The sequence below is a fragment of the Novosphingobium flavum genome (assembly GCF_014230315.1).
Taxonomy (GTDB): Bacteria; Pseudomonadota; Alphaproteobacteria; order Sphingomonadales; family Sphingomonadaceae; genus Novosphingobium; species Novosphingobium flavum.
The window spans coordinates 77131-98958 of sequence record NZ_JACLAW010000011.1 but is presented as its reverse complement, the minus strand read 5'-3'; the positions used below and the strand labels follow the sequence as shown (position 1 = coordinate 98958).

The window sequence follows — 21828 nt, the reverse complement described above, 5'->3', positions numbered from 1 at the left end:
ATCCATCGTTCTAATTCTCGGAGTTGAGCGCCTCAGGTTGAATTTTCATACTCAAGCCCAAGGCAAGGGCTCCGGCGAGGCTGATCCCGGAGCCTGCGACCAGCACGGTGAGGAAGTTGTCCTCGCTTGGAATCGCAGCAAAGATGATCGATGCGATGATCTGGGCTACAACCACCATCAGGTCGAATAGTGAAGTCGAAAGGCCGACGCGTCCCTTGATCGATTCCTGGATATAACTGATCGGGATGCTGACCAGCCCTGCCATCGCCAAGGCGTTGAGCCCCTGTAGCCACAGCACATCATGCACCGAGTGCGAAAAATGGACGAGGAGCAGGTAGGCTGCATAGAGCAGGGCATTGACGATGATGATCCATTCCTTGGCGAACCGACCTGCGGCGTAACCCCACGCCAACATGAACGGGATTTCAAGGCCAGCACAGAGCGCGGAAACGAGGCTGACATCAGCCAGCGTTCCACGGAATGGGCCGGTAAGGATCAGCGGCAGGGTCATCGAGTGCAGAAACACGGAAGCCCGCAGCAGAGATACTCCGCCGATGCCGACGAGGCGATCGAATGGCAACGTGCCGGAAGGGGCGCACTGGATGGGGAGGGGCGCGACCCGTCCCACTTTTGTTTCCGGGATCAGGAAAAGCAGCGAGAAGACTGCGATCAATGCAATCTGCGCAATCATGGCTGCGCCGAATACACCGAACACGGAATACCGGTAGGCGATCCAGCCCACGAGCGCCTGAGAAACGACCCAAGCCAACGAATATAGCGTCCGCAACGCTGACATGAAAAATTGCGCGCTGCCCGGCCTCGCTCGCTCCATGTAAGCGCGCGAAAAGGAAAAGCTTTGTGAGAACAGCGCGCCGCCCAACGGCAGTATCGCGCAGAACGCCGCCACGTAGCTGAATTTTGATCGAACGATGAATATCAGGGCATATGCCAATCCAGCAAAGGTAGCGCACAGGAGTACGCCAAGCCGGCGATCATGGATTTGATCAGAAAAATGCCCCAAGAGTAGCGAGACTCCGGCAGTGCCGATCGAACTGATCGCTGTCACCGTCGCGAACAGAGAGTTCGACATCCCGAGGTAATTGATGGCGACAATGCCACGATATGGCCCGATCGCCGATGCCGAAAGACCAGCGAGGAAAATGGTCGCGAAAAGAACCGGGCCTGCAAGCGTACGGGATCGCATGATTGTGACTCGCAAGCTGATTCTCTGCTGGAAACCGATCTTGGTCCGGCAATTGGCGATCGGAACGGACCCGGGGAATTTTCCCGGGTCCGCTTCCTTGCTTCGCGTGAAGGCGTTGGTCGTTAGAAATTGACCTGCAGGCGGCCGCCAAACGTGCGCGGTGCTGCGAACTGGTAGAGGTTGGTGCCGGTGAACGAACCGATGTTGGCGGAGGTAACTACCACCTGGTTTGTCAGGTTGCGGACATAGGCCTGCAGGCTCCACTTCTTGTCCGGCGAGGTATAGGTCGCGCTCAGATCGACCGTCGCGTAGGGCCGCATGCGATCATTCAGGCGATTGAAGAACGTCAGGTACTGTTCCGAACGATAGAGGAACTGCGCCCGCGGAGCGAGGGTTGCGCCGTTAGGCAGGTCGAACGAGTGCTCGTAGCCTCCCGAGATGGCCCAGTCGGGCGCCTGGACCAGGCGGTATCCGGCCAGGTTGACGTTCACCCCACCCGAGGCCACTGCGAACTCGCGGAAGCGCGCATTGAGGTAGTTGACCGAAAGATCGATCGTATCGTTCGGCGTGGCGCGCCAATCAATCTGGGCCTCGACGCCCCTGACACGCGACCGGCCTGCATTGAGCACCTGAGTGCCGTTGGGCGTGAGTTGGCTGACCTGCTGGCCGGTATAGTCGTAGATGAAGGCGCTGAGGTTGACCTGCAGGGTGTTGCCGAGGAAGCGGTTCTTCGCCCCGATCTCGTAGGCCTTGACCGTTTCAGGGCCATAGGCATTGATCGTGGTAAACCCGCCCGACTTATAGCCCTTGTCGGCCTTGGCGTAGATCAAGCTAGAAGGTGAGATCTGGTAGTCGATCCCCAGGTGCCACGAGGTGTCGGTGTCCTTCGACTTGCTGCCCGGGCCTTCGTCCACCCGGTTCAGGGTCGGCTGCGTGGTCCAGGTCGCGGTCAGGCTCGGCCCGTTGAGGGTAAAGCCGGTGCGCTGCTTGGTGTCTTCGGAGAAGCGCACGCCCGCGCTGACCTTCAGGTCGTCGGTCAGGGCGTACGAGACCTGACCGAACCCTGCCTTGGACTTCACCTCGACGTCGTAATTGAAATTACGCAGCGTGATGGTTTGACCGTTGTAGATGACCGTGTTGAACGAGCGGATCTTGAGGTTCTGCTTGTAGAAGAACGCGCCGACCTGCCATGTGAACGGGCCATTGCCGTTCGAGGCGAGGCGGAATTCGTGGCTGTAGTCCTTCGAATATTCGCCCCGGCGGAAGACATAGGCCTGCGTGCCATATTGCCCCGCCGTGCCATCGATGTCGTACTTATGGTCGAGGTCGAGCCCGGCGAAGCCGAACAGGTAAGTCGCCTTGACCGGGCCGAAGTCGTAGTTGAGCTCGGTCACCAGGTTCTTGCGGACCAGGCCATAGACGCCCGGCTCGCTTAGCGGGAAGGTCTCTGCCTCACTGGGCGACGTCGGCGCTTGCGGGCGCGAGGTCATGTAGCCGACCCCGACGGGGCCGTTGCCGCCCTGGTCGATGTAGGTGCCGGAAAGCAGTGCGCTGAAGTGGTTGTCGGGCTTGAACAGCAGCTGCAGGCGCGCGCCCTTGGTCTTCTCGTCGTCGCCGCGCTCTTCGTTCGCGCTGCCAGGCAGCGTGTTATTGCGATAGCCGTCGTGATTGCGGCTGGTGAACGAAGCGCGCATCGCCAGGCTGTCGCCCAGCGGTACGTTGATCGCGCCTTCGCCGTTGACCGTCTTGTAGTTGCCAACGGTCACCGCGGCATAGCCGCCCAGGTCGAAGTTAGGCCGCTTGGAGATGATGTTTACTACGCCGCCGGTGGCGTTGCGGCCATAGAGGGTGCCCTGCGGCCCGCGCAGTACCTCGATCCGGTCGAGGTCGAAGAAGGCAGCGTTCATCCCGTTGGGGCGCTGAAGGAAGACGCCGTCGACGTTGATCGCGACCGCCGGATCTCCGATTTCCGTGGCGTCACGGCCCGAAACGCCGCGCACCGTCACGAAGGTCGCGCTGGCCGATTGGGCGATCTGCACGCCCGCATCCATGGCCTGCAGCGCCGAAATGTCGGTGACGCCGTTCTTGGCGAGCTTTTCGCTGGTCATTACGTCGATCGCGATCGCTGTCTTCTGCACGTTCACCGTCCGCTTTTCAGCGGTGACGACGATTTCCTCGAGCCCGGCGCTCTTGGTGCCGGCTTCAGCGGGAGCCTGCTCCTGCGCCTGTGCAACGGTCGGCAGAACCCAGGCGAGCGCCAGGGCGGAGATGCCAATGCGGTAAGTGTTCATGTCAGTCCCCTCAGGTCGGTTATTATGCTTGAGATGCAGGTTGATCGGATTGCGCTGAGCTTGCGCTAAGCTTGATCCGGTCGTCGAATAGCCAGATGAACAGGGCCATGGCGCCAAGCGTGATCGCGGCAGGAACCAGCCAGACTGCGGTCCAGTCATGATGGACCGGCGAGTAGGTATTCAGCCCGTAGACGAAGCCGGCGACATTAGCCCCGATCACCACGCCCATGCCGGAAAGGATGAACCAGTAGAACGACTGGGCCCGCGCCCGGATCGAGGGGTCGCACCGCTTGTCGAGCCAGATCTGGCCAGAAGTGAACAGGAAGTCGTAGCTGACACCGTGCAGCAGGATGCCGGTCAGGATCAGTGGCTTGATCGCCTCGTGCCCCTCGAAGCCGTAGGCGAAGAAGAGGAAGCGGGTGACCCAGCCGACCATGCCCAGCACCATCACCCACTTGATCCCGATCCGCGCGATCAGGTACGGGATCGCCAGGATAGTCACGATCTCCACTGCCTGGCCCAGCGCCTGCATCGCCGTCGGCTCGAAGCGCAGGCCCAGCAGGGTGACGTTCATGCCCTTCTCGACCAGGAAGTTGTTGAGGTAGCTGTCGTAGAACTTCTTCGGGATGACCATGACCAGGATCAGGCTCATGAAAACCCAGAATACCATGTCGCGGTTGCGCTTGAGCACGTCGAGGCCAAGGATCGCGGTCACGGTCAGCCGCTCCGCGCTCGGCCGCGGTGGCCGCGGCGGAAGGGACAGCGCATAGACCGCGAGGATCATATAGGTCACCGATCCGACCAGCATCGGGATGCGGGTCTGCCCGGCGCCGGGCCACAGCCCGATCATGAGCCCGGCGACGACCCACCCGGTCGATCCCAGCACGCGCACGCCGGGATATTCCCGGCTTGGTTCGTGCAGCGCGTTCATCGCGATGGTCACGCCAATCGGGATCGAGCAGATGTAGAACAGGCAATGGGTCAGCATCGCGATCAGGAACAGGCCCTGCGCATGGTCGATGGTCGAGAGCCAGAACAGCGTGATGCTCGACATGAAGGAGAGCGCGGCCAGGACCTTCTGGGCCGGGAAGTAGCGGTCGGCGATCGTACCGACGATGAGGCTTGAGGCGATTGCAGCGAGGCCGACCATACCGTAGGCCGCGCCGATGATCCCGTCGAAGCGCAGCGTCTTGCTCATGTAGGAACCGAGCGGGACCAGCCAGACTCCGGCGGCCACATATTGCAGGAACATCATGCCCTGGAGGCGGCTATAGACCAGCCGGCCGGTCTTGGGGACGGCGTGGCTGTCGGTGGCGAGAGCGACGGTCATGGTCGGTCGGCCTTCTGCTTCAAGCGGCGCCGCAGGCGGCAGGCCGCGTAGCCTGCGCATTCCGGTCCGCCGGGATTTCTCCGAGCATGCGGCGCAATTGCAGCTGGTTGCGGCGCACCTGTTCACAGCTATCGGTCTGCAGCGCGTCCTGCGTGTGGCGCTGGCCCTCGTATTCGGTGTCGATCGAGCCCTTGTATCCCCCGGCGACCAGCGCGGGAATGACCTTCTCGTAAGGGATCGAATACTCGGTCATGTCCTCAGTCATCTCGAGGATCTTGGCGTGGACGTTCATCACGTGGGGAAGGAAATCCGTCAGGTCCGCCACGTTCTGCTCGAAGGCGATCGCATGGACCGCGTTGAAGAAGCGCAGCTCGGCATCGCTCGCGCCCATCGCCTTGGCGGCGGCCAGTGCCTCGTCGCGCGGCGTTCCGGCTTCGTGCGTGTCGGTGATGGCCACGGCCACAGCCTCGCGCAGCACGCCGTCACGGATCTGCCGGTCGCGGACCACGCGCGGATAGCGATCCTGAAACACCGACATGTCGAGCGTGAAGCCAAAATGCCGGGTGCCGGAGCGGTGAATGGTCTCGAGGTAGGACTGGACCTTGGGCCCGCTGAGAAGGGCCGGGGAATGAATTTCCGGCGCGATGCGGATGTCGAGCTTCTCGGCGATCGGCAGGGCGCGCTCGATCAGGTCAGTCACCTTGAACAGCTGCGGATTGCCCTCGGTCGGGCGCAGCACGGAAAAGCCCAGCTCGCTGGCCAAGCCGATCTGCCGGGTCAGCACGCAGAGCGCCTCGTCGAGGTCGAGGCTGCGATGGCCGCCCACGTTGAAGTCCCAGTAGGTGTCGAGCACGGTGGGAGTAGTACCGTGGCAGTCCATGAGCGCGAACCAGCTGTCGATCCAAGCGGTGGAGGGATATGGATAGCTTGGGATCATTTGCTCGGAAATGAGCTGCACGCCGGTGGCGCCCATTGAGGCAACCTCCTCGATGCAGTCTTCCATGGTCATGGCCCGGGTGAAGTATTCTTCCTGATAGCTGTAGAAGCTGACGCCGCGGGTGATGCGGGGCGCGGGCGCAGGGGTGGCGGCTGGCGTCGGGGTCATCTTGTGTCTCACTGGACCAGGGTGAGGGCGCGCTCGGTGCGCCCGACAATCGTGGTGAAGGCCGGCAACAGCGTCAGAGCCAGTTCGACCCGATGCAGGCCGGGGTCGAGTCCGCCAGCCTTGGGTGCGATCAGGGTCAGTACATCGCCGAAGTCCCAGTGGACGGTCTCGGCCACGGCCAGTTCCTCCATCGAGTACTCCTCGCCCTTGTAGGCCACCCGCAGAGTGTCGGGGGCGAAGGCATCGCCGTCCACCGTCAGCTCGAAGCGGGAAATGACCGCGAGCCAGACCCCCCGGTAATAGGGGATCCGCACGCCCAGCCTGAAGCCGGTGGCCACCCCGTCGTCATAGACGTTGTTGAAGTGTCGGGTGACGACCATGTGCTTTTCCAACATGGCAAGATTCCTCAGCCTATCCGCGCCGGGCTGCTCTGCCCGGTCGCATTTCCCATCGTTTTTCCCGGTACGGCGGTTCGACCGCCGCACCGCTCATTGCCAGTCGAGCCGCTTCAGGATGGCGCGGCCCATGATCCAGTCGAGGTCAGACTCCGAGAAGAAGCCGAGTTCCTCGGTGAAATGGGTCACCCGCTGGCGATAAGTCGCTTCCGACCGCGCGATCGAGGCGGTCACGTCGGTGCCCCAGTAGCAGCGCTCCGGCCCGTAGACGTCGAAGAGGCGCTTGATCGTGTCGTCGAGGTCGCGCCAAGGCCACACCTCGCGCGAGAACAGTCCCAGCGAAGACAGCTTGATCGAAACGTTCGGATATTTCGCCAGGGCTACCGCCGCATCGATGGTCTGGTCGAACAGGCCCTGCTGCAAGGCGGCGTAGGACACGCCGAGATGGTCGATGATCAGCGGCAGGTTCGGATGCCGTTCGGCAATGGTGTCGAACAGATGCAACTGGCCGGTGGTCAGGAACATGATCGGAAGGCCAGCCTTTTCCGCCGCGGGCCAGATCCAGTCGGTCGTGCCGTTGAGCAGCCATTCGGGATGCTCGACCGGGCAGGCCATGCGGATGCCCAGCACACCGGTCTGTTCGCGCCAGCGCGGGAATGCAGCGGCGAGGTCGGGGCGTGTCGGGTCGATCAGCGCCATGATCCGGAACACGTCCGGGTGCTTGTTGACCGCTTCCTGCGCGTAATCGGTGCGGATGCCTTCGATCGACGGCGGGACGATGATCGCCCGGTCGACTCCCGACCCCTCGCGCATGGCGAGGTAGCGTTCGTAAGTGAACGGTTCCGGTAGCTGCGCATTGCGGCCCGGGACCCACGGGCGATAGGGGCGCGACTCCAGCCAGAGGTGGATCTGCGCATCGACGATCACGCGCGGCTCCGCCTCGATGGCATTCGCTGGGGCATTGGCGCTGAATGGCGCGGCTGAGTTCATGATCGTCGTCTCTCCCTCGCCGAGGATGAAGTGGGTCAATGGCCCTGCCGAATGATTCGGCTTATCGGTCATTCTCGGCGACATTATGTAGTCGTTTACATCACTCTTATGTAAACGATACCTGTCTTTGTCAAGCCGCTCCGCGCTCCGCCCGGCCGCATTGCGTTGGCGTTGTAGTGCCGATGCAGTGGGGTTGCAGCAGAAGGCGCTGTTTTGCTCGGTTTTTCAGGCCTTCGGTGCAGGCCCGGTCGACTCTCGGGCGATCAACTGGTGGGCCAGGGTCACGCGCCGCACCAGGCTGGGGGTGCCGGTCAGGAAGTCGTGCAGGATGCGGAAGACCTCGTGCCCCATCGATTCCATCGGTTGGCGCACCGTGGTCAGCGGCGGGTTCATGTATTGCGCGTAGGCAATATCGTCGAATCCGGCGAGGGAAATGTCGCGCGGACAGGTCAGTCCTCGCTCGCGAAAGGCGGCCAGCGCGCCCATTGCCATTTCATCGCTGAGGCAGAAGATCGCCGTGGGCGGGTTGGGCGAATCGAGCAGTTCCAGCGTCCGGCGTAATCCCGAATTGATCGAGAAGTCGCCTTCGACCGCGCTGATTTCGAGGTCCGGTCGTTCGAGTTGGACGGAGTGCACGCCGGTTATGCGATCCTTGCTGTTGGGTGCCGCGCGGGGGCCGGAAATGATGCCGATCCGCTTGTGGCCAAGGTCCGCCAGGTGTTCGATCACTTCGGCTGCGGCGTGCAGGTTGTCGATCTGGACAGCCGGAATCCGGGGATCCGGACTGAATCCGCAGGCGTTGATGAACGGCAGGGGGCGTCCCGAATCGTCAAGCACTTCCCTAAGGCAGGTGGGGGTGCCGTGACCGAGCAGGATCAGCCCATCGGCCTCGCGCCGGCGGACCATCATGGCATATTGCTCTTCCCGGTTCTTGTCGTAGCGGGTGTCTCCCAGCAGCACCGCGTAGCCTGCCGCGCTCGCCGCCTCTTCTACCCCGCGAATGAACTGTGCGCAGAACGGATTGGTAATGTCGGGCACGGCCACGACCACCTTATCCGTGCGCAGGGTGCGCAGCGTTTTTGCCGCGATATTCGGTGTGTAGCCCAGCCGCGCCATCGTCGCCAGCACCCGCGCCCGCGTCCCCTCCGCCACCTGGTGCGGCGCACTCATCACCCGCGAAACCGTGGCTGACGAAACTCCCGCCTCGCGGGCGACATCGATGATCGTCGACATTTGAATTGCACCATTGTTATGAGAACGTTTACACGACTTGTAGTTTATGGAATCATAGGCTCGCAAGCTCTTCCTGCAACTCCGCCGGAACGGGGCCTGCGTCAAGCATCGCGCCTGCATCGCAGGGCTGAGACAGAGAATTCCGAATTCGGAATCCGGGAGAACGAGGATGACTGAGCTGAGCCAGCTGGAAACAGATCGGCGCGCGTTGCTCGGCGCGGCGGGTGCGCTGGCGGTATTGATGATGCAGCCGGGCTGGATCGCCGTCGCGCGTGCCCAGGAGGGTGCGACGCGTCGGGATCCGCGATTCGCTTTTGCCGACCGGCTTTGCGATCTGACCATTCCGGCCACCGACACGCCCGGCGCATCTGCCGCGGGAGTTCCGGCATTCGTGTTGATGGCGCTCGACGAAGGCATGCACGGACTGAAGCCGGAAATGCTCGACCGGGTCATGGCCCGCCTTGACGGGGACGCGCAGGGGATGTTCCTGGGCAAGAGTGTCAATGTGCAGCTGAACCTCCTGACCGGGTTGGACCGCGCGGCCTATGCGAGCCGCCCGGCAGATCCGCTCGGCGCCGAGGCGGCCTGGCGCCGGATCAAGTCCGCCATCGTGGCCGGCTACTACGCCAGCGAAGTCGGCGCTTCTCAGGAACTGGTCTACGAACCTGCCGCCGGAACGTCTGAAAACATCGTCATGCCGGCCGACTATCGGGCGCGGTCGAACGAGGGACACGGAGGGGCATGGTGATGGCGGAGTTCGACGCAATCGTGGTGGGCTCGGGGATCACGGGCGGATGGGCGGCCAAGGAACTGACCGAGCGTGGGCTCAAGGTCCTGATGATCGAGCGTGGGCCGGAGCTTGCGCACATAGCCGGATACAAGAACGAATGGACCTCGCCATGGGACCTTCCATTCAAGGGCTACGGCGATCCCAAGGCCGAGCGCACCACCAAGCGGGTCCAGAGCGTGGCGCGGCTGAACGAATGGAATGCCGACTATTTTGTGGATGATGAGCAGGAGCTCTACGAAACCCCGGCTGAAAGCAACTTCCAGTGGGTTCGCGGCTATCACACCGGCGGCCGCTCGATCATGTGGGGGCGGCAGTCCTACCGGATGGCTCCGGACTATTTCGAGGCCAACGTCCGCGACGGGCACGGCATCGATTGGCCGATCCGCTACAAGGATCTGGCCTCATGGTATGACCATGTCGAGGAGTTCATCGGCGTTAACGGCACGATTGAGAACATGCCGATCCTGCCGGATGGGAAATTCCAGCCATCGATGGGGTTCAATGCCGGCGAACAGCATTTCGCGGACCTGATCAAGGCGCATTACCGGGACCGGCGACTTATCCCGGGGCGAACGGCCAACCTGACCAAGCCCATCGGCGAGCGTGGAACCTGCCAGTATCGCAACTGGTGTTCACGCGGTTGTTCGTTCGGAGCCTATTTCAGCACCCAGAGTTCGACCCTCCCGGCTGCCGTGGCCACGGGACGGCTGACCCAGCTGCACAACGGCATCGTGGAATCCATCGAATTCGATCCGCAGAGCCGCCGGGCGACCGGTGTTCGCATCATCGATGGCGAAACCGGCCAGCGATCGATCCGCACCGCGCGCATCGTGTTCCTGTGCGCCGGGGCCTACGACAGTGTTGGCATCCTCATGCGTTCGGTCTCCGAGTCTTGTCCGAACGGCCTGGGCAATTCGAGCGATGTCCTGGGCCGCTACATCATGGATCATGCCTACAAGGTCGGCGCGACCTCGACCATTCCGGGGCTCGATCAGGCGATGTACCTTGGTCGCAAGCCTAATCAGGTGATCATTCCGCGCTTCGTCAACATCGACCGACAGGAAACCGATTTCCTGCGTGGCTATTCGTTCTGGGGCCGCTCGGAACGGATGAACTGGAACCGTGGCGGGGAAATCGCTGGGGTAGGGGTCGGCTTCAAGCAGGCGCTGCGCAAGCCAGGCCCTTGGGCGATCACGATGGGGACGGTGATCGAGGCACTGCCCCGCCGCGAGAACCGGATTTCGATCAACCATGACAAGCTCGACAAGCACGGCCTGCCGTTGACCCGGATCGACCTGCGCTATGGCGACAACGAGCAGAAGGCCGCGCGGCACGCCTTCGATGAATTGATGGGCATGATGAAGTTGCTGGGCGGTGAAATCCTTAGTGCCAATCGCGAGATTGCGCCGCCGGGCTCGTCAATTCACGAGATGGGCGGAGCCTGTATGGGTCACGATCCGCAGGCCTCGGTGGTCAATGCATTCAACCAGTTGCATGAGGCGCCGAACCTGTTCGTGACCGACGGTTCGGTCATGTGCTCGACCGGGGATCGCAATCCTTCGCTCACCTACATGGCCTTGACGGCGCGGGCGGCAGCGGCTGCGGTTTCGATGGCGCAGGAAGGCAAGCTTTGACGCTTCCCGGGCGGCTGGTCTTGGGGGTGTGGGGCACCGGGGTCCGGTGCCCCACGGCGGGGCATCAGCCCTTGGTCTGCTGGTAGTTTTCTATCCATTCGACCGTCTTGGAAACGCCGCCGAACGGGTAGAAGTGCAGGCGGATCCGACCGTGCTCGGGCCCAAGGCCGGCGACGAGCTTGTCGACGAACTTGTCGGGACCGGCCGTGCCGATCAGGCGGCCGAGGGAGATGCCGTACTTCGCCAGAACGGATGCCGAGGCGGAAACGCCGCAGACGGCGGCAAAGCGGGCAAGGGTCTTGATCCCGGCGGGGCCGGGCACGCCGACGCGCACCGGGTAGTCGAGCCCCCGCTCGCGCAGCTCCTTGAGCCAGGCCAGCATGGCGTCCGCATCGAAAGCAAACTGGGCGACGATCAGCGGGGCCATGCCGCGCGCTTCGATATCCTCGCACTTGCTCTTGAGGATATCCCAGCATTCGGCCTTTGACATTACCGGATGTCCCTCTGGATGGCCGCCGACGCCGATGACCTTGATCCCCGCCCGCTCGAAAGCCCCGGTCTCAATCAGCGACGAGCTGTCAGAGAAGGGGCCCGCAGGCGTCGAGGGATCACCGGCCACGACGAAGCAACGCTCTACACCCGCTTCGCGCACGACACCCTCAAGGTAGGTTTCGAATTCCTCGCGGGATTCGATCCGGCGCGCCGAGAAGTGCGGCATCGGCTCGAACCCGAGCTCGCGCACCGACTTGGCCGCGGCGATCCGTGCCTCGTAGGTTTCACCCGGCAGGTAGGGGACGGCGATGGGGCATTCGCGCCAGATCTTGCCGGTGGCTTCGGTCAGCGCGGGAATATCCTTCGAGGTCACCTCAAGGGAATACCCCTCCATGATGGAATCGTGATCCTTGAGCCAATTGGGATGGACGATGGGTCTCAACGTCAGGCACTCCGCGAGTTGGCCGGCCACGATGCGGTGGCGCGGGCTTTGCTGTTGCCTGAGCTTCTACCAGAAATGTATCCCAAAATACAGAGATAATGCTATACATGCGTTAAGATCTGTAAAAATGTGTCCCTTTAATGCGTTCTGTCGCGCTTAGGCCTGAGGCTCCGCCGCTTTAGGTTTGCGTTGCCGCTTGGGTTTGGATCGTGTGGCGGCCGGGGGCTGATCGCCTTGATTCGCCCGTCTTCGTTCGAACATGCTGACGCGCTGGTGGTCGGCATGTTCACGGAACAGGAACTCCGCACGGTTACCGTCCCGCTTCCTGATCGCATCGACGATGGCGTGGTGGAAGCCGTGGGCCCGGTGCAACATGTTGAAGGCCGCGCGCAGGCCGACCTGATCGAACACGATAACCGAAGGGGCGACGAAGGGGACGTTGTTGAGCCGGTCAATGAATGACCGGAGAAGCGTGGAATTGCAGGCATCGATCACGAGTTGGTGGAAGCGCTCGTTCATCATCCCGTATTCGCGCTCGTCATCGAGGTCGAGATGGTGCTTCTCGAACAGCCGGTCGCCCCAGGCGAGGCAATCCTCGAGTTGTTGCAAAATTTCCGGGCTGGCGCCTTCCTCGGCCAGTGAGCGGGCGGCCCAGCCTTCGAGGACGGACCTCAGGTCGAGCGCGTCGTAGATCTCCCGCTCGCCGAAATCGGCCACGACGAAGCCCCGCTTGCCCACCGGCTGGAGGAAGCCTTCCGCGGCAAGGCGTGGGAGCACGTTCCTGACCGGTGTGCGCGATACACCCAGGCGGTCGGCCAAGGCGGCTTCGGTGATGCGTTCGCCGGGACGAAGCTCCTCGCGGAGGATCATCTCTTTCAGCGTGTTTTCGAGGGAACCTTTCATGGCTGGACGAGAAGCCAATCGTGGCACTTTGTCAACGTTGATTGGATCCCAAGATCCGTGTTGGGGGCGAGCGGCTTGGTCGTGAAGGTGTGTAAAATAGTATCCTAAACTCCGAAAAATAGCCAAGATAGCGACGTAATGCGCAAAAATGGGATACCAAAGTTGCCATTCTGGCGCGAATGCTCTAATGAGTCGGGGAATCGTTACGAACCCTTGGGGAGTGATCCAGATGGCCAGTTTGCAGGACAAGATCGATCGTTCGGGTGGCGCGCTGAACATGCTGCGCAATTCGCAGATCGGGCAGTACGTTTTCCCGGTGGCGGCGGAGTTTTCCAACTGGCGCGACGAGGTCGAGGCCTGGAACAACACGGCCGTCCTGCTCGACCAGTCGCACCACATGACCGACCTCTATGTCGAGGGGCCGGACACCGTGCGTCTGCTGTCGGACCTCTCGATCAACAACTACAAGAACTTCGGTCGCAACAAGGCCAAGCAGATCGTCTGCTGCAGCCACGAGGGTCACGTGATCGGCGATGCCGTGCTGTTCGGCCTCGATGATTTCCGCGTTAACGTCGTGGGGCGTCCTCACATCCCGAACTGGGTGCAGTACAACGCCGTTGCCGGCGGCTATGACGTCGTGGTCGAGCGCGATGAACGCACCACCAACACCGCTCATCCCAAGCGTCGTTCGTACCGTTTCGAGGTTCAGGGGCCCAAGGCCTGGGAAATCCTCGAAAAGCTCAACGGCGGCCCGATCGACGATATCAAGTTCTTCTCGATGGGGCAGATCAAGATCTGCGGCCGTAACGTACGGGCGCTTAAGCACGGCATGGCTGGCGCGCCCGGACTGGAACTGATCGGCCCGGCTGACGAGGCTGAAGAAGTCCGTGCCGCGATCCTGGCCGCTGGCCGCGATCTTGGCCTGCTGCAGGGCGGCGCCCGCGCCTATTCGACCGCCTCGACCGAGAGCGGCTGGTTCGCATCGGTGCTGCCTGCCGTCTATTCGGACCCCAAGCTGGCCGACTACCGCAAGTGGCTGCCTGAACACGGCTTTGAAGCGGGTGCCTCGCTGGGCGGCAGCTTCACCTCGGACAACATCGAGGATTACTACATCACGCCGTGGGACGCCGGTTACAAGTTCGTGGACTTCAACCACGACTTCGTCGGTCGTGACGCGCTGCTGGCCAAGAAGGACGAGCCGCACCTGCAAAAGATGACGCTGATCTGGGACAACGACGATGTCGTCGACATCTTCCGCTCGCAGTTCAACGAAGGCGACGATCGCGCCAAGTGGATGGAAGGTCCTGCCGCCTATTTCGCCACGTTCCCGTTCGATGAAGTGAAGGTGAACGGAAAGCTGGTCCCCGGCTTCTCGACCTACGTGGTCTACAGCTCGAACGTGCGCCGCTGGATCTCGCTGGCCCTGCTGGATCCCAGCGTGGTCAAGGAAGGCGACACCGTTGAGCTGACCTGGGGTGAGCCGGGTGGCGGTTCCAACCGGCCGCTGGTGGAACGTCACAAGCAGGTCACGGTCCGCGCGGTCGCCGCGTCCAGCCCGGTCCCCTCGAAGATCCGCGAAGGGTATCGCCCTTACCTCAACACAGCCGCCTGAGGTCTCGCGTCGCACACCGCTGCCGGTGCCGGGCAATCCGGCCCGGCGGCGGGGATGCGATCCCGGTCCTCCCGGGAAATGGCACCTTCCTGCGCTTTGAGGCGTGGCGGTGCATTCGTGCCGCCGAGCCTGCGCGGCTGCGCGTTGTCCGGTGTCCGGACCCGTCCGCGCCCCATTCTAGGAACTGACCCATGTCCAGTTATACGCTTCGCATCCAGTGTGACGATCAGTCCGGCATCGTGGCAAAGGTTGCCGGGTTTCTGGCTCAGAGCGACTGCAACATCACCGATGCCCAGCAGTTCAACGATGCGGCCAACCAACGGTTCTTCATGCGCGTGGTGTTCACCGCCGGTAAGGGCGTCGATATGACAGCCCTGACCGTTGCCTTCGGCACGCTTGCCGCCGAACTTAACCTCGAATGGTCGATCCGCGACAACTCCGTGCCAACCAAGGTGGTGCTGATGGTGTCCAAGTTTGACCATTGCCTGGGCGACCTGCTGTACCGTTACCGGATCGGCGAGCTGAACATGGAAGTGGTGGCGATCATCTGTAATCACCCGCGCGAGGTGATGACGACTTCTCTGATCGGCGACATCCCGTTCCATCATTTACCGATCAAGAAGGACACGAAGCCGGAGCAGGAAGCGCAGATCAAGCAGGTGGTGACCGAGAGTGGCGCCGAGCTTGTGGTGCTGGCGCGCTACATGCAGATTCTTTCGGACGACCTTGCCGCGTTCCTTTCGGGCCGCTGCATCAACATCCACCATTCGTTCCTGCCCGGCTTCAAGGGCGCCAAGCCCTATCACCAGGCCTACGACCGCGGCGTGAAGATGATCGGTGCGACTGCCCACTACGTCACGGCCGACCTCGACGAGGGGCCGATCATCCATCAGGATGTTGAGGCGATCGGCCACTCCGACATGCCTGAGGATCTCGTTCGCAAGGGGCGCGATATCGAGCGGCGGGTGATAGCGACTGCGGTTCACTACCATCTCGAGGACCGGGTTTTCCAAAACGGGCACCGCACTGTGGTCTTTAAGGCCTGAACCATGGCGGAGGTCATTGACGGTCGGGCCATGGCGGCGGGCGTGTTGGCGGCGACCATCACTCGGGTAGAGCGTCTCAAGGCCAAGGGGATCGAACCGGCGCTGGCCGTGGTTCTTGTCGGCAGCGATCCGGCGAGCGAGGTCTATGTCGGGCGCAAGGTGGCGCAGTGCCGCAAGGCGGGGATCCGGTCGGTCGAGCATCGTCTGCCCGCCGCAACGGGCAAGGCGGAACTGCTCGGCCTGATCGACTGCCTCAATCGCGATCCGGCCATTCATGGTATCCTGATCCAGTTGCCCTTGCCGCCGGGCCTCGACGCAGCCGAGGTACTGGACCGCATTCACCCGCTCAAGGACGTCGATGGCTTCCATCCGGTCAACGTCGGCCGCCTTTCGACCGGGACCGGTGGACTGGTGCCGTGCACGCCGCTGGGGATCATGAAGCTGCTCGACAGCGTGGTGAGCGATTACCGCGGCCTCAACGTCGTGGTAATCGGCAAGTCCAACATCGTGGGCAAGCCGATCGCGATGCTCCTGCTCGAGCGGGAGGCCACCGTAACCGTCACCCATATCGAAACGCGCGATCTGGCGGATGTGGCGCGCAAGGCTGACATCATCGTGGCCGCTGCCGGTGCGCCGCACCTCGTGCGCGGCTTCTGGGTCAAGCCGGGCGCGATCGTTATCGACGTGGGGATCAGCCGGATCGGGGCGGCGGACGGGTCGACCAAGCTGGTTGGCGACTGTGCGGCGCACGAGCTTGATCATGCCGGGGCGGTGACACTGGTGCCCGGAGGAGTTGGGCCGATGACTATCGCATGCCTCCTCGAGAACACGGCTCAAGCTGCGGAGATGAGCGCCGAGGCAGAGGCATCGGCCGAAACTGCATTTGCGACATCCAGATGAGGTCTGCAAATGGGCTTGAAATCTAAAATGTATCCCAACAATAGATTGAATTGCCTTTAATCTGACATAAGCTCAAAAATGGGATACAAATATCTTGAATTTATCTATCCATTCCGCTAGGTGCTGATGCGAAAAGAATCGGTCGTGCCATGCGGATTTGAGATCCGCGCGAGGTAGCGGCTGAGCCGAGTTGATTTCGGCTCGCTCGGAGAGAGGTACCTATGGACGGCACGGCTGAGCACTATGGGCGGGGCATGCGATATGGCCTGATTGCCCTCGTCTTTTTTGGAACGGTGCTCGCCTATGTCGATCGGCAGGTTCTGGCGTTGCTCAAGCCCACGCTTGAGGCGACATTCCAGTGGAGCGACGAGGACTTTGCTCACCTTGGTTCCGCCTTCAGCCTGGCAATGGCTGGCTCGGTCTTCTTTTCGGGGCTGCTGGTTGACCGCTTTGGGGTGCGGCGAGCTTATGGCTGGGCCGTCGCCATATGGAGTCTCGCAGGCATGGCCCATGCCGCGGCCTCAACTGTCACGCAGTTCGTTGTCGCCCGGGTTACCCTGTCTCTCGGTGAATCGGTTGCCGGTCCCGCAACGGTAAAGACGACGGCTCAGTATCTGCCGTTGGAAGAGCGGTCGGTTGGTCTTGGTATAATCGCCACGGCGCCGAGCATCGGGGCCATCGTTACGCCGCTTGTGATTCCGTTGATCGCCGTCTGGTTTGGCTGGCAATCGGCTTTCCTCGTGACTGGCGGGCTCGGCGTGTTGTGGGTGGTCGTCTGGCAAATTTCTACCAGGAAGCTGGATGTTGGGGCTGCGCGGAAGGCCGCGCCGCAGGCCGGTGGAACCGCTTGGCGCGAACTGCTGACCGACCGGCGGACCTGGGCAATAACCGGCACCAAGGCGCTTGCCGATATGGTCTGGTGGTTCATGCTGTTCTGGATTCCGGACCTGTTCAGCAAGGTGTTCCATCTCAGTCAGGCGGAAATTGGCGGTCCGGTCGCGCTGACCTATGCCATGGCCGCGCTCGGGGCGATGGCGAGTGGGCTGCTGTTTCCGGCGCTCCTGCGGCGCGGCTTCAGTCTCAACCTCGCGCGCAAGGTTTCGATGCTGGCTTTCTCGGTGCTGATCCTGCCGGTGACGTTGGCGCTGGAGATGGGCAGCCCCTGGCAGGCCGCCTTGCTGATCGGGCTCGCGCTGTTCGCGCACAACGGCTTCGTCACCAATATCTTCGGGCTGACGGCGGACATCGTGCCGCTCAAGCGCGTCGCCACGGTGACGGCGATGGGCTCGGTCGCGGGTAACATCACCGGCATGTCGATGATCGAGTTTGCCGGTTGGTCGCTGACCAATGGGCACGGATACTGGCCGATGTTTGCCGTGGCCTCGCTGGCATACCTCGCGGCGATGGGTTTTCTGCATTTGATGATCCCGCGGATCAGGGAATCCGACGGAGATGGGGCTGAGGGTTAAGGGATAGCTTCGAGAAAATAGTTTCACTGCAAAAGAAATAGATTCCTCGGTAGGCGCCGAGGAGTACGGTGAACTACGTCGAAAATTCATATATTTAATTAGATATTGTATTTTTGCAACGACCGGAAACCATTCATGTTCGGAACAATAAACCGGATTGATTGTATATTGTCGTAATGGTTAGAGATTTTTTCTCTGATCAATAGGTTTATCGCGTAAAATTTTTGATTTTGTTCTTTCCAGGGAGAGAGAAATGAAAGCCATCCTGCACAACACTTCCATTCTCGCGCTCGGCCTTGCCCTGTTCCCGGGGGCTCCGGCCATGGCGCAAACGGCCCCGGATGGCGCGTCCGCAGGCAACGGCGCTGCGCTTGAGGAGATTGTTGTTACCGCTGAAAAGCGTGAGGCTTCGGCCCAGAAGACTGCGATCGCCATCGACGTGCTCGGCGGTGACAAGCTTGCCATCAATGGCGTGAACGACATCCAGCAATTGCAGAACGTTGCCCCGGGCGTGCAGTTCGGCCAGGCCAACACTTCGACCTTCGTCGCGGTTCGCGGCGTGTCGAGCCGTGATGGCACCGAAATCGGTGACCCGGCCGTGGCGATCAACGTTGATGGCGTTTTCCTGCAGCGTCCTTCAGGCATGAATGCCGCCTTCTTCGACCTTGATCGGATCGAAGTGCTGCGCGGGCCGCAGGGCACGCTCTACGGCCGCAACGCCACCGGCGGCGTGGTCAACATCATCTCCAAGAAGCCGAAGCTGGGCGAATTCGGCGGCTACGCCGCGCTGACGCTGGGCAATTACAAGACGATCAATGGTGAAGGGGCGATCAATCTTCCGCTCGGTGAAACTGTTGCCTTGCGCGCCTCGATCATCAGTCGGAATCATGACGGCTATCGTAACAACGCCTCGTCGCTGTTTCCGGCCAATGGCAAATTGCGCGGTGACGATGAGGATACCAACGGCGCGCGCCTGCAACTGCTGTTCAAGCCGAACGACCAGTTCAGCGCGTTGATTTCGGGCACCTACATCAAGCAGGGTGGGGTTGGTCCAGCCCTTGTCGGCTTCTCGCCCACGGCCCATCCCCTGCCGCCGACGACTTCCGCCGAGGCGAAGAACTTCGGGCTGAGCGAAGCTGGAAGCTTCCGCACTCTTCGCAAGAACCTCTCAGCCCAGTTGGACTACGATTTCGGGCCGGTGAAGGCGACCTACCTGTTCGGCTTCGTTGGGCTGGACGTGGATCACAAGTTTGACAACGACGGCTCCGACACCAGCTACTACGTGTTCAAGCGGGGCGAGTATTCGGAAGATCTGAGCCACGAACTGCGCTTCTCGTCCACCGGCAGCGGTCCGTTCCAGTGGCAGTTCGGCGGGTTCTTCTACGACCAGACCTTGAACCTGAGCTCGTTGAATTATGTCAATCCGATCGGGGTGCCGTTCATCCTGCGTGATTTCGAATACCAGGTGAAGTCGAAGTCTCGCGCTGGGTTCGGCCAGGTAAACTACTCGCTGACCGATGCGTTCAAGGTGAGCGCGGGTGTGCGCTACTCGCACGATACCAAGAGCCGCACGGGCTATGCCCTGCGTGGTCCCGGGCTCGGCGGCGCCAATTCCCTGACTGCCCAGCCGGCCCTGATCACAGCCGCTGATGATCCGACCAAGACGCGCTCGGACGATACGGACTGGTCCTACCACTTCGGCGTGGATTACCAAGTTTCGTCGCGGAGCCTGATCTATGCCAAGGTCGACAAGGGCTACAAGTCGGGCGGGTTCACGACGCTCAATGAGTATGGGCCGGAACACGTGATTGCTTATGAGATCGGTTCCAAGAACCGCTTCCTCGGCAATTCGTTGCAGATCAACGTCAGCGCCTTCCACTATGACTATACCGACCAGCAGGTGCAGCAGTTCACCAACCAGGGCGCCCTGACTCTCAATGCCGGTAAGTCGCGGGTCAATGGTGTCGAGGCGCAGGTCGACTGGAAGGCCACGCCAACCGACGCGATCGACCTTTCGGTGAACTGGCTGGATGCGAAGTACAAGGACTTCAAGGTCAATGTTTCGAACCAGAACGTACCGCAAGACGGGCACCGCCTGATCCAGGCGCCGGAATGGTCGATCTCCGGCGGCTACGAGCACACGATCAATCTGGCGAATGGCGGCAAGATCACGCCGCGGGCCCAGGCGATTTACCGCTCGGAGCAGTTCTTCACCTTCTTCAACTCGGCGGCCGATCGTCAGGGGGCCTATGCGACGCTCGATTTGAGCGTGACCTATGTGTCGCCCGACAAGAAGTGGAGCGTGCAGGCTTATGGGCGCAACGTAACCAACAAGGTGGTCCTGACCTCCGCCGTCCCCAGCGCCACCACGTTCCAAGGCCTGAACATGTATCAGTTCGCGGCTCCGGCGACCTTCGGCGTGAGGGTGCAGGCCAACTTCTGATCGGAAAAGCAAAGAGATAGGCGGCCGTACTCTGCAAGGAGTACGGCCGCTCTGTGTTTGCGTTCAGGCAGATGCCGCGGCGAGGGGGCGGGGCGCTACCATCCAGGGGACGAGGCTGCTGGCCCCCAGATCGAGTTCAGACAGGATCGCGGCAAGGCCGCCAAGCTCGGTCGCATGTTCGAGGATTTCGGCGACCTTGATGTCCGGCGCCTTGCCGATCGCTCTCAGGTTAATCACCTCGGCGCAAGAGCGCAGGCCGTCGAGCACTATGTCTCCGGCCCAGCCGAGCGTCCCGCCGATCGCGATCACGCTGGGGCCGATCACGCGGACCACTGTCGCAAGGGCTTTGCCGAGGTGTTGGCCGGCTTCGGACAAGACGCGCTGGCAGGCTGCATCGCCGTGTTGGGCACCGTCGATCACCTCGCGCAACGATGTGCGCGGCCGGCCCGTGTTGCCCAATGCCCGGAGGATCGCCCGCTCGGTGGCGAAGCTGGTGAGGCAGCCGCGGCTGCCGCAGAAGCAAAGTTCGCCGGCATCTTCGATCACCATGTGGCCGATCTCTCCGGCAAGCCCGGTGCCGCCATGATAGATCCTGCCATTGATGACGATCCCCCCGCCGATGCCCTCCGAACTGGTGATGTGCAGGAAGTCGTTGCAGCCCCGGCCCACGCCCCAGGTCCATTCCCCCAGCGCGGCGAAATTGGCGTCGTTGTCGATTACCAGCGGAATGCGCAGGTGGCGCGAAATATACTGGCGGATGTTAACTTGTTTCCAGTGCGGCAGGCGATGCCAAGCCCACGGCGCAATGGCCCCGGATTCGCGTTCGACCGGACCTTCAATCGCCAGGGCAATCCCGGCCAGCGGCGCGTTGCGGGCCTTTGCGAGGGCCGCAAGGCGATTGACGATCCCCAGCACCATGGCGGGGGAGGTCTGTGGTTCGTCGATTTCCGGAAAGTCGGAGCTGTAGACGTCGAACCGTTCCTGCGCGGTGAAGTCGAACAGGATGGCGTGGACGGTGTGTTCCCGCACGATCACCGAGGCCACCGAATCCCGGGTCGAGGTGAGGGTGACCAGGGCCTCCCGCCGGTTCTTCCACTGGTATTCAATCGCGCCCTGGTCGCGCAGCGTCTGGACGATGTGATTGACCGTGGCGCGCGACAGGCCGGTGGCGCGTGCGATGTCCGCCTGAGTTGATGGGCCACTCGCCCGGAGGAAGGACAGGATCTCCTTGGTGTTGGTTGCGCGGTCGATCCGCGCGCCGCGCTTTGTGGGAAGAGGAGGGGTGGCCATGCGATATATCATAATGTTCGCATTGCGAATGGTAAAGGGGCGATGTTGGTCTGATTATGCTGTTTGTGGCGCATGTACGTCATAATGCTGCGCTGCGGCACGCTCAAATGAGCTATTGAGCGCAATACGGTTTAAAAAGCGAACAATAATGCTATTGCAAATCCAAACGTAAAAACGTTTAAGTCATCTCTGTCGCACATGAGAGCCATGTTCAGGGCGTGCGACGATCGCCGGCTGCCAGGCCGGGAAAAATGGGAGG

At 61.9% G+C, this 21828-nt stretch carries 17 protein-coding genes; 7 read left to right on the top strand and 10 right to left on the bottom strand.

Annotated features, from left to right (window positions below; genetic code table 11):
• Window positions 1-10: 10 nt before the first annotated feature.
• The 7 genes from H7F51_RS14405 to H7F51_RS14375 form a co-directional block, all read right to left on the bottom strand.
• Complete coding sequence (locus H7F51_RS14405) at window positions 11-1204, bottom strand: MFS transporter (protein ID WP_185665006.1); 1194 nt, start codon at window positions 1202-1204, stop codon at window positions 11-13.
• 122 nt (window positions 1205-1326) lie between these two features.
• Entirely contained in the window at window positions 1327-3495 is a 2169-nt protein-coding gene (locus tag H7F51_RS18840) for a TonB-dependent receptor (protein WP_185665005.1), read from the bottom strand.
• A gap of 22 nt (window positions 3496-3517) precedes the next feature.
• Entirely contained in the window at window positions 3518-4825 is a 1308-nt protein-coding gene (locus H7F51_RS14395; protein ID WP_185665004.1) for an MFS transporter, read from the bottom strand.
• 19 nt (window positions 4826-4844) lie between these two features.
• Window positions 4845-5930 (bottom strand): TIM barrel protein, encoded by a 1086-nt coding sequence (locus H7F51_RS14390; protein ID WP_185665003.1) that lies wholly within the window; start codon window positions 5928-5930, stop codon window positions 4845-4847.
• 8 nt (window positions 5931-5938) lie between these two features.
• Entirely contained in the window at window positions 5939-6325 is a 387-nt protein-coding gene (locus tag H7F51_RS14385) for a C-glycoside deglycosidase beta subunit domain-containing protein (RefSeq protein WP_185665002.1), read from the bottom strand.
• 93 nt (window positions 6326-6418) lie between these two features.
• Window positions 6419-7354: an amidohydrolase family protein gene (locus H7F51_RS14380; protein WP_221774156.1), complete on the bottom strand. Its 936-nt coding sequence runs from the start codon at window positions 7352-7354 to the stop codon at window positions 6419-6421.
• 186 nt (window positions 7355-7540) lie between these two features.
• Window positions 7541-8548, bottom strand: coding sequence for a LacI family DNA-binding transcriptional regulator (locus tag H7F51_RS14375; protein ID WP_185665001.1), 1008 nt, complete (start codon window positions 8546-8548; stop codon window positions 7541-7543).
• Window positions 8549-8717: 169 nt separating this feature from the next.
• On the opposite strand from H7F51_RS14375, the gene H7F51_RS14370 reads away from it, so the two are divergent.
• Together H7F51_RS14370 and H7F51_RS14365 are read left to right on the top strand one after the other, a co-directional pair.
• Entirely contained in the window at window positions 8718-9296 is a 579-nt protein-coding gene (locus H7F51_RS14370; RefSeq protein WP_185665000.1) for a gluconate 2-dehydrogenase subunit 3 family protein, read from the top strand.
• Window positions 9296-10972 (top strand): FAD-dependent oxidoreductase, encoded by a 1677-nt coding sequence (locus H7F51_RS14365; protein ID WP_221774155.1) that lies wholly within the window; start codon window positions 9296-9298, stop codon window positions 10970-10972. Before H7F51_RS14370 ends, H7F51_RS14365 begins: the two co-directional genes overlap by 1 nt.
• A gap of 64 nt (window positions 10973-11036) precedes the next feature.
• Here the strand turns inward: H7F51_RS14365 and H7F51_RS14360 are convergent, their stop codons facing one another.
• Both H7F51_RS14360 and H7F51_RS14355 read right to left on the bottom strand, forming a co-directional pair.
• Window positions 11037-11858, bottom strand: coding sequence for a methylenetetrahydrofolate reductase (locus H7F51_RS14360; RefSeq protein WP_185664999.1), 822 nt, complete (start codon window positions 11856-11858; stop codon window positions 11037-11039).
• A 204-nt stretch (window positions 11859-12062) separates the two neighbouring features.
• Window positions 12063-12809 (bottom strand): GntR family transcriptional regulator, encoded by a 747-nt coding sequence (locus H7F51_RS14355; RefSeq protein WP_185664998.1) that lies wholly within the window; start codon window positions 12807-12809, stop codon window positions 12063-12065.
• Window positions 12810-13038: 229 nt separating this feature from the next.
• Here H7F51_RS14355 and H7F51_RS14350 point away from each other — a divergent pair, with 229 nt between their 5' ends.
• From H7F51_RS14350 to H7F51_RS14330, 5 genes are all read left to right on the top strand, one after another.
• Window positions 13039-14421: an aminomethyl transferase family protein gene (locus H7F51_RS14350; protein WP_185664997.1), complete on the top strand. Its 1383-nt coding sequence runs from the start codon at window positions 13039-13041 to the stop codon at window positions 14419-14421.
• Between the two features lie 191 nt (window positions 14422-14612).
• Complete coding sequence (gene purU / locus H7F51_RS14345) at window positions 14613-15467, top strand: formyltetrahydrofolate deformylase (RefSeq protein ID WP_185664996.1); 855 nt, start codon at window positions 14613-14615, stop codon at window positions 15465-15467.
• Window positions 15468-15470: 3 nt separating this feature from the next.
• A complete protein-coding gene (locus H7F51_RS14340) occupies window positions 15471-16367 on the top strand; it encodes a bifunctional 5,10-methylenetetrahydrofolate dehydrogenase/5,10-methenyltetrahydrofolate cyclohydrolase (protein WP_185664995.1) in 897 nt (298 codons plus the stop codon).
• A gap of 221 nt (window positions 16368-16588) precedes the next feature.
• Entirely contained in the window at window positions 16589-17836 is a 1248-nt protein-coding gene (locus H7F51_RS14335) for an MFS transporter (RefSeq protein WP_185664994.1), read from the top strand.
• A gap of 253 nt (window positions 17837-18089) precedes the next feature.
• On the top strand, window positions 18090-20279 hold the full coding sequence (locus H7F51_RS14330) for a TonB-dependent receptor (protein ID WP_185664993.1): 2190 nt from the start codon (window positions 18090-18092) through the stop codon (window positions 20277-20279).
• Window positions 20280-20342: 63 nt separating this feature from the next.
• On the opposite strand, the gene H7F51_RS14325 is transcribed toward H7F51_RS14330, so the two are convergent.
• Window positions 20343-21569, bottom strand: coding sequence for an ROK family transcriptional regulator (locus H7F51_RS14325; protein WP_185664992.1), 1227 nt, complete (start codon window positions 21567-21569; stop codon window positions 20343-20345).
• Window positions 21570-21828: the final 259 nt, after the last annotated feature.

Coding starts and splice junctions, on each gene's coding strand:
- H7F51_RS14325 (WP_185664992.1), bottom strand. CDS start 21,569: ATGGCCACCCCTCCTCTTCCCACAAAGCGCGGCGCGCGGATCGACCGC.
- H7F51_RS14395 (WP_185665004.1), bottom strand. CDS start 4,825: ATGACCGTCGCTCTCGCCACCGACAGCCACGCCGTCCCCAAGACCGGC.
- H7F51_RS14360 (WP_185664999.1), bottom strand. CDS start 11,858: ATGGAGGGGTATTCCCTTGAGGTGACCTCGAAGGATATTCCCGCGCTG.
- H7F51_RS14355 (WP_185664998.1), bottom strand. CDS start 12,809: ATGAAAGGTTCCCTCGAAAACACGCTGAAAGAGATGATCCTCCGCGAG.
- H7F51_RS14385 (WP_185665002.1), bottom strand. CDS start 6,325: ATGTTGGAAAAGCACATGGTCGTCACCCGACACTTCAACAACGTCTAT.
- H7F51_RS14390 (WP_185665003.1), bottom strand. CDS start 5,930: ATGACCCCGACGCCAGCCGCCACCCCTGCGCCCGCGCCCCGCATCACC.
- H7F51_RS14330 (WP_185664993.1), top strand. CDS start 18,090: ATGAAAGCCATCCTGCACAACACTTCCATTCTCGCGCTCGGCCTTGCC.
- H7F51_RS14350 (WP_185664997.1), top strand. CDS start 13,039: ATGGCCAGTTTGCAGGACAAGATCGATCGTTCGGGTGGCGCGCTGAAC.
- H7F51_RS14340 (WP_185664995.1), top strand. CDS start 15,471: ATGGCGGAGGTCATTGACGGTCGGGCCATGGCGGCGGGCGTGTTGGCG.
- H7F51_RS14405 (WP_185665006.1), bottom strand. CDS start 1,204: ATGCGATCCCGTACGCTTGCAGGCCCGGTTCTTTTCGCGACCATTTTC.
- H7F51_RS14370 (WP_185665000.1), top strand. CDS start 8,718: ATGACTGAGCTGAGCCAGCTGGAAACAGATCGGCGCGCGTTGCTCGGC.
- H7F51_RS14375 (WP_185665001.1), bottom strand. CDS start 8,548: ATGTCGACGATCATCGATGTCGCCCGCGAGGCGGGAGTTTCGTCAGCC.
- H7F51_RS14365 (WP_221774155.1), top strand. CDS start 9,296: ATGGCGGAGTTCGACGCAATCGTGGTGGGCTCGGGGATCACGGGCGGA.
- H7F51_RS14335 (WP_185664994.1), top strand. CDS start 16,589: ATGGACGGCACGGCTGAGCACTATGGGCGGGGCATGCGATATGGCCTG.
- purU (WP_185664996.1), top strand. CDS start 14,613: ATGTCCAGTTATACGCTTCGCATCCAGTGTGACGATCAGTCCGGCATC.
- H7F51_RS18840 (WP_185665005.1), bottom strand. CDS start 3,495: ATGAACACTTACCGCATTGGCATCTCCGCCCTGGCGCTCGCCTGGGTT.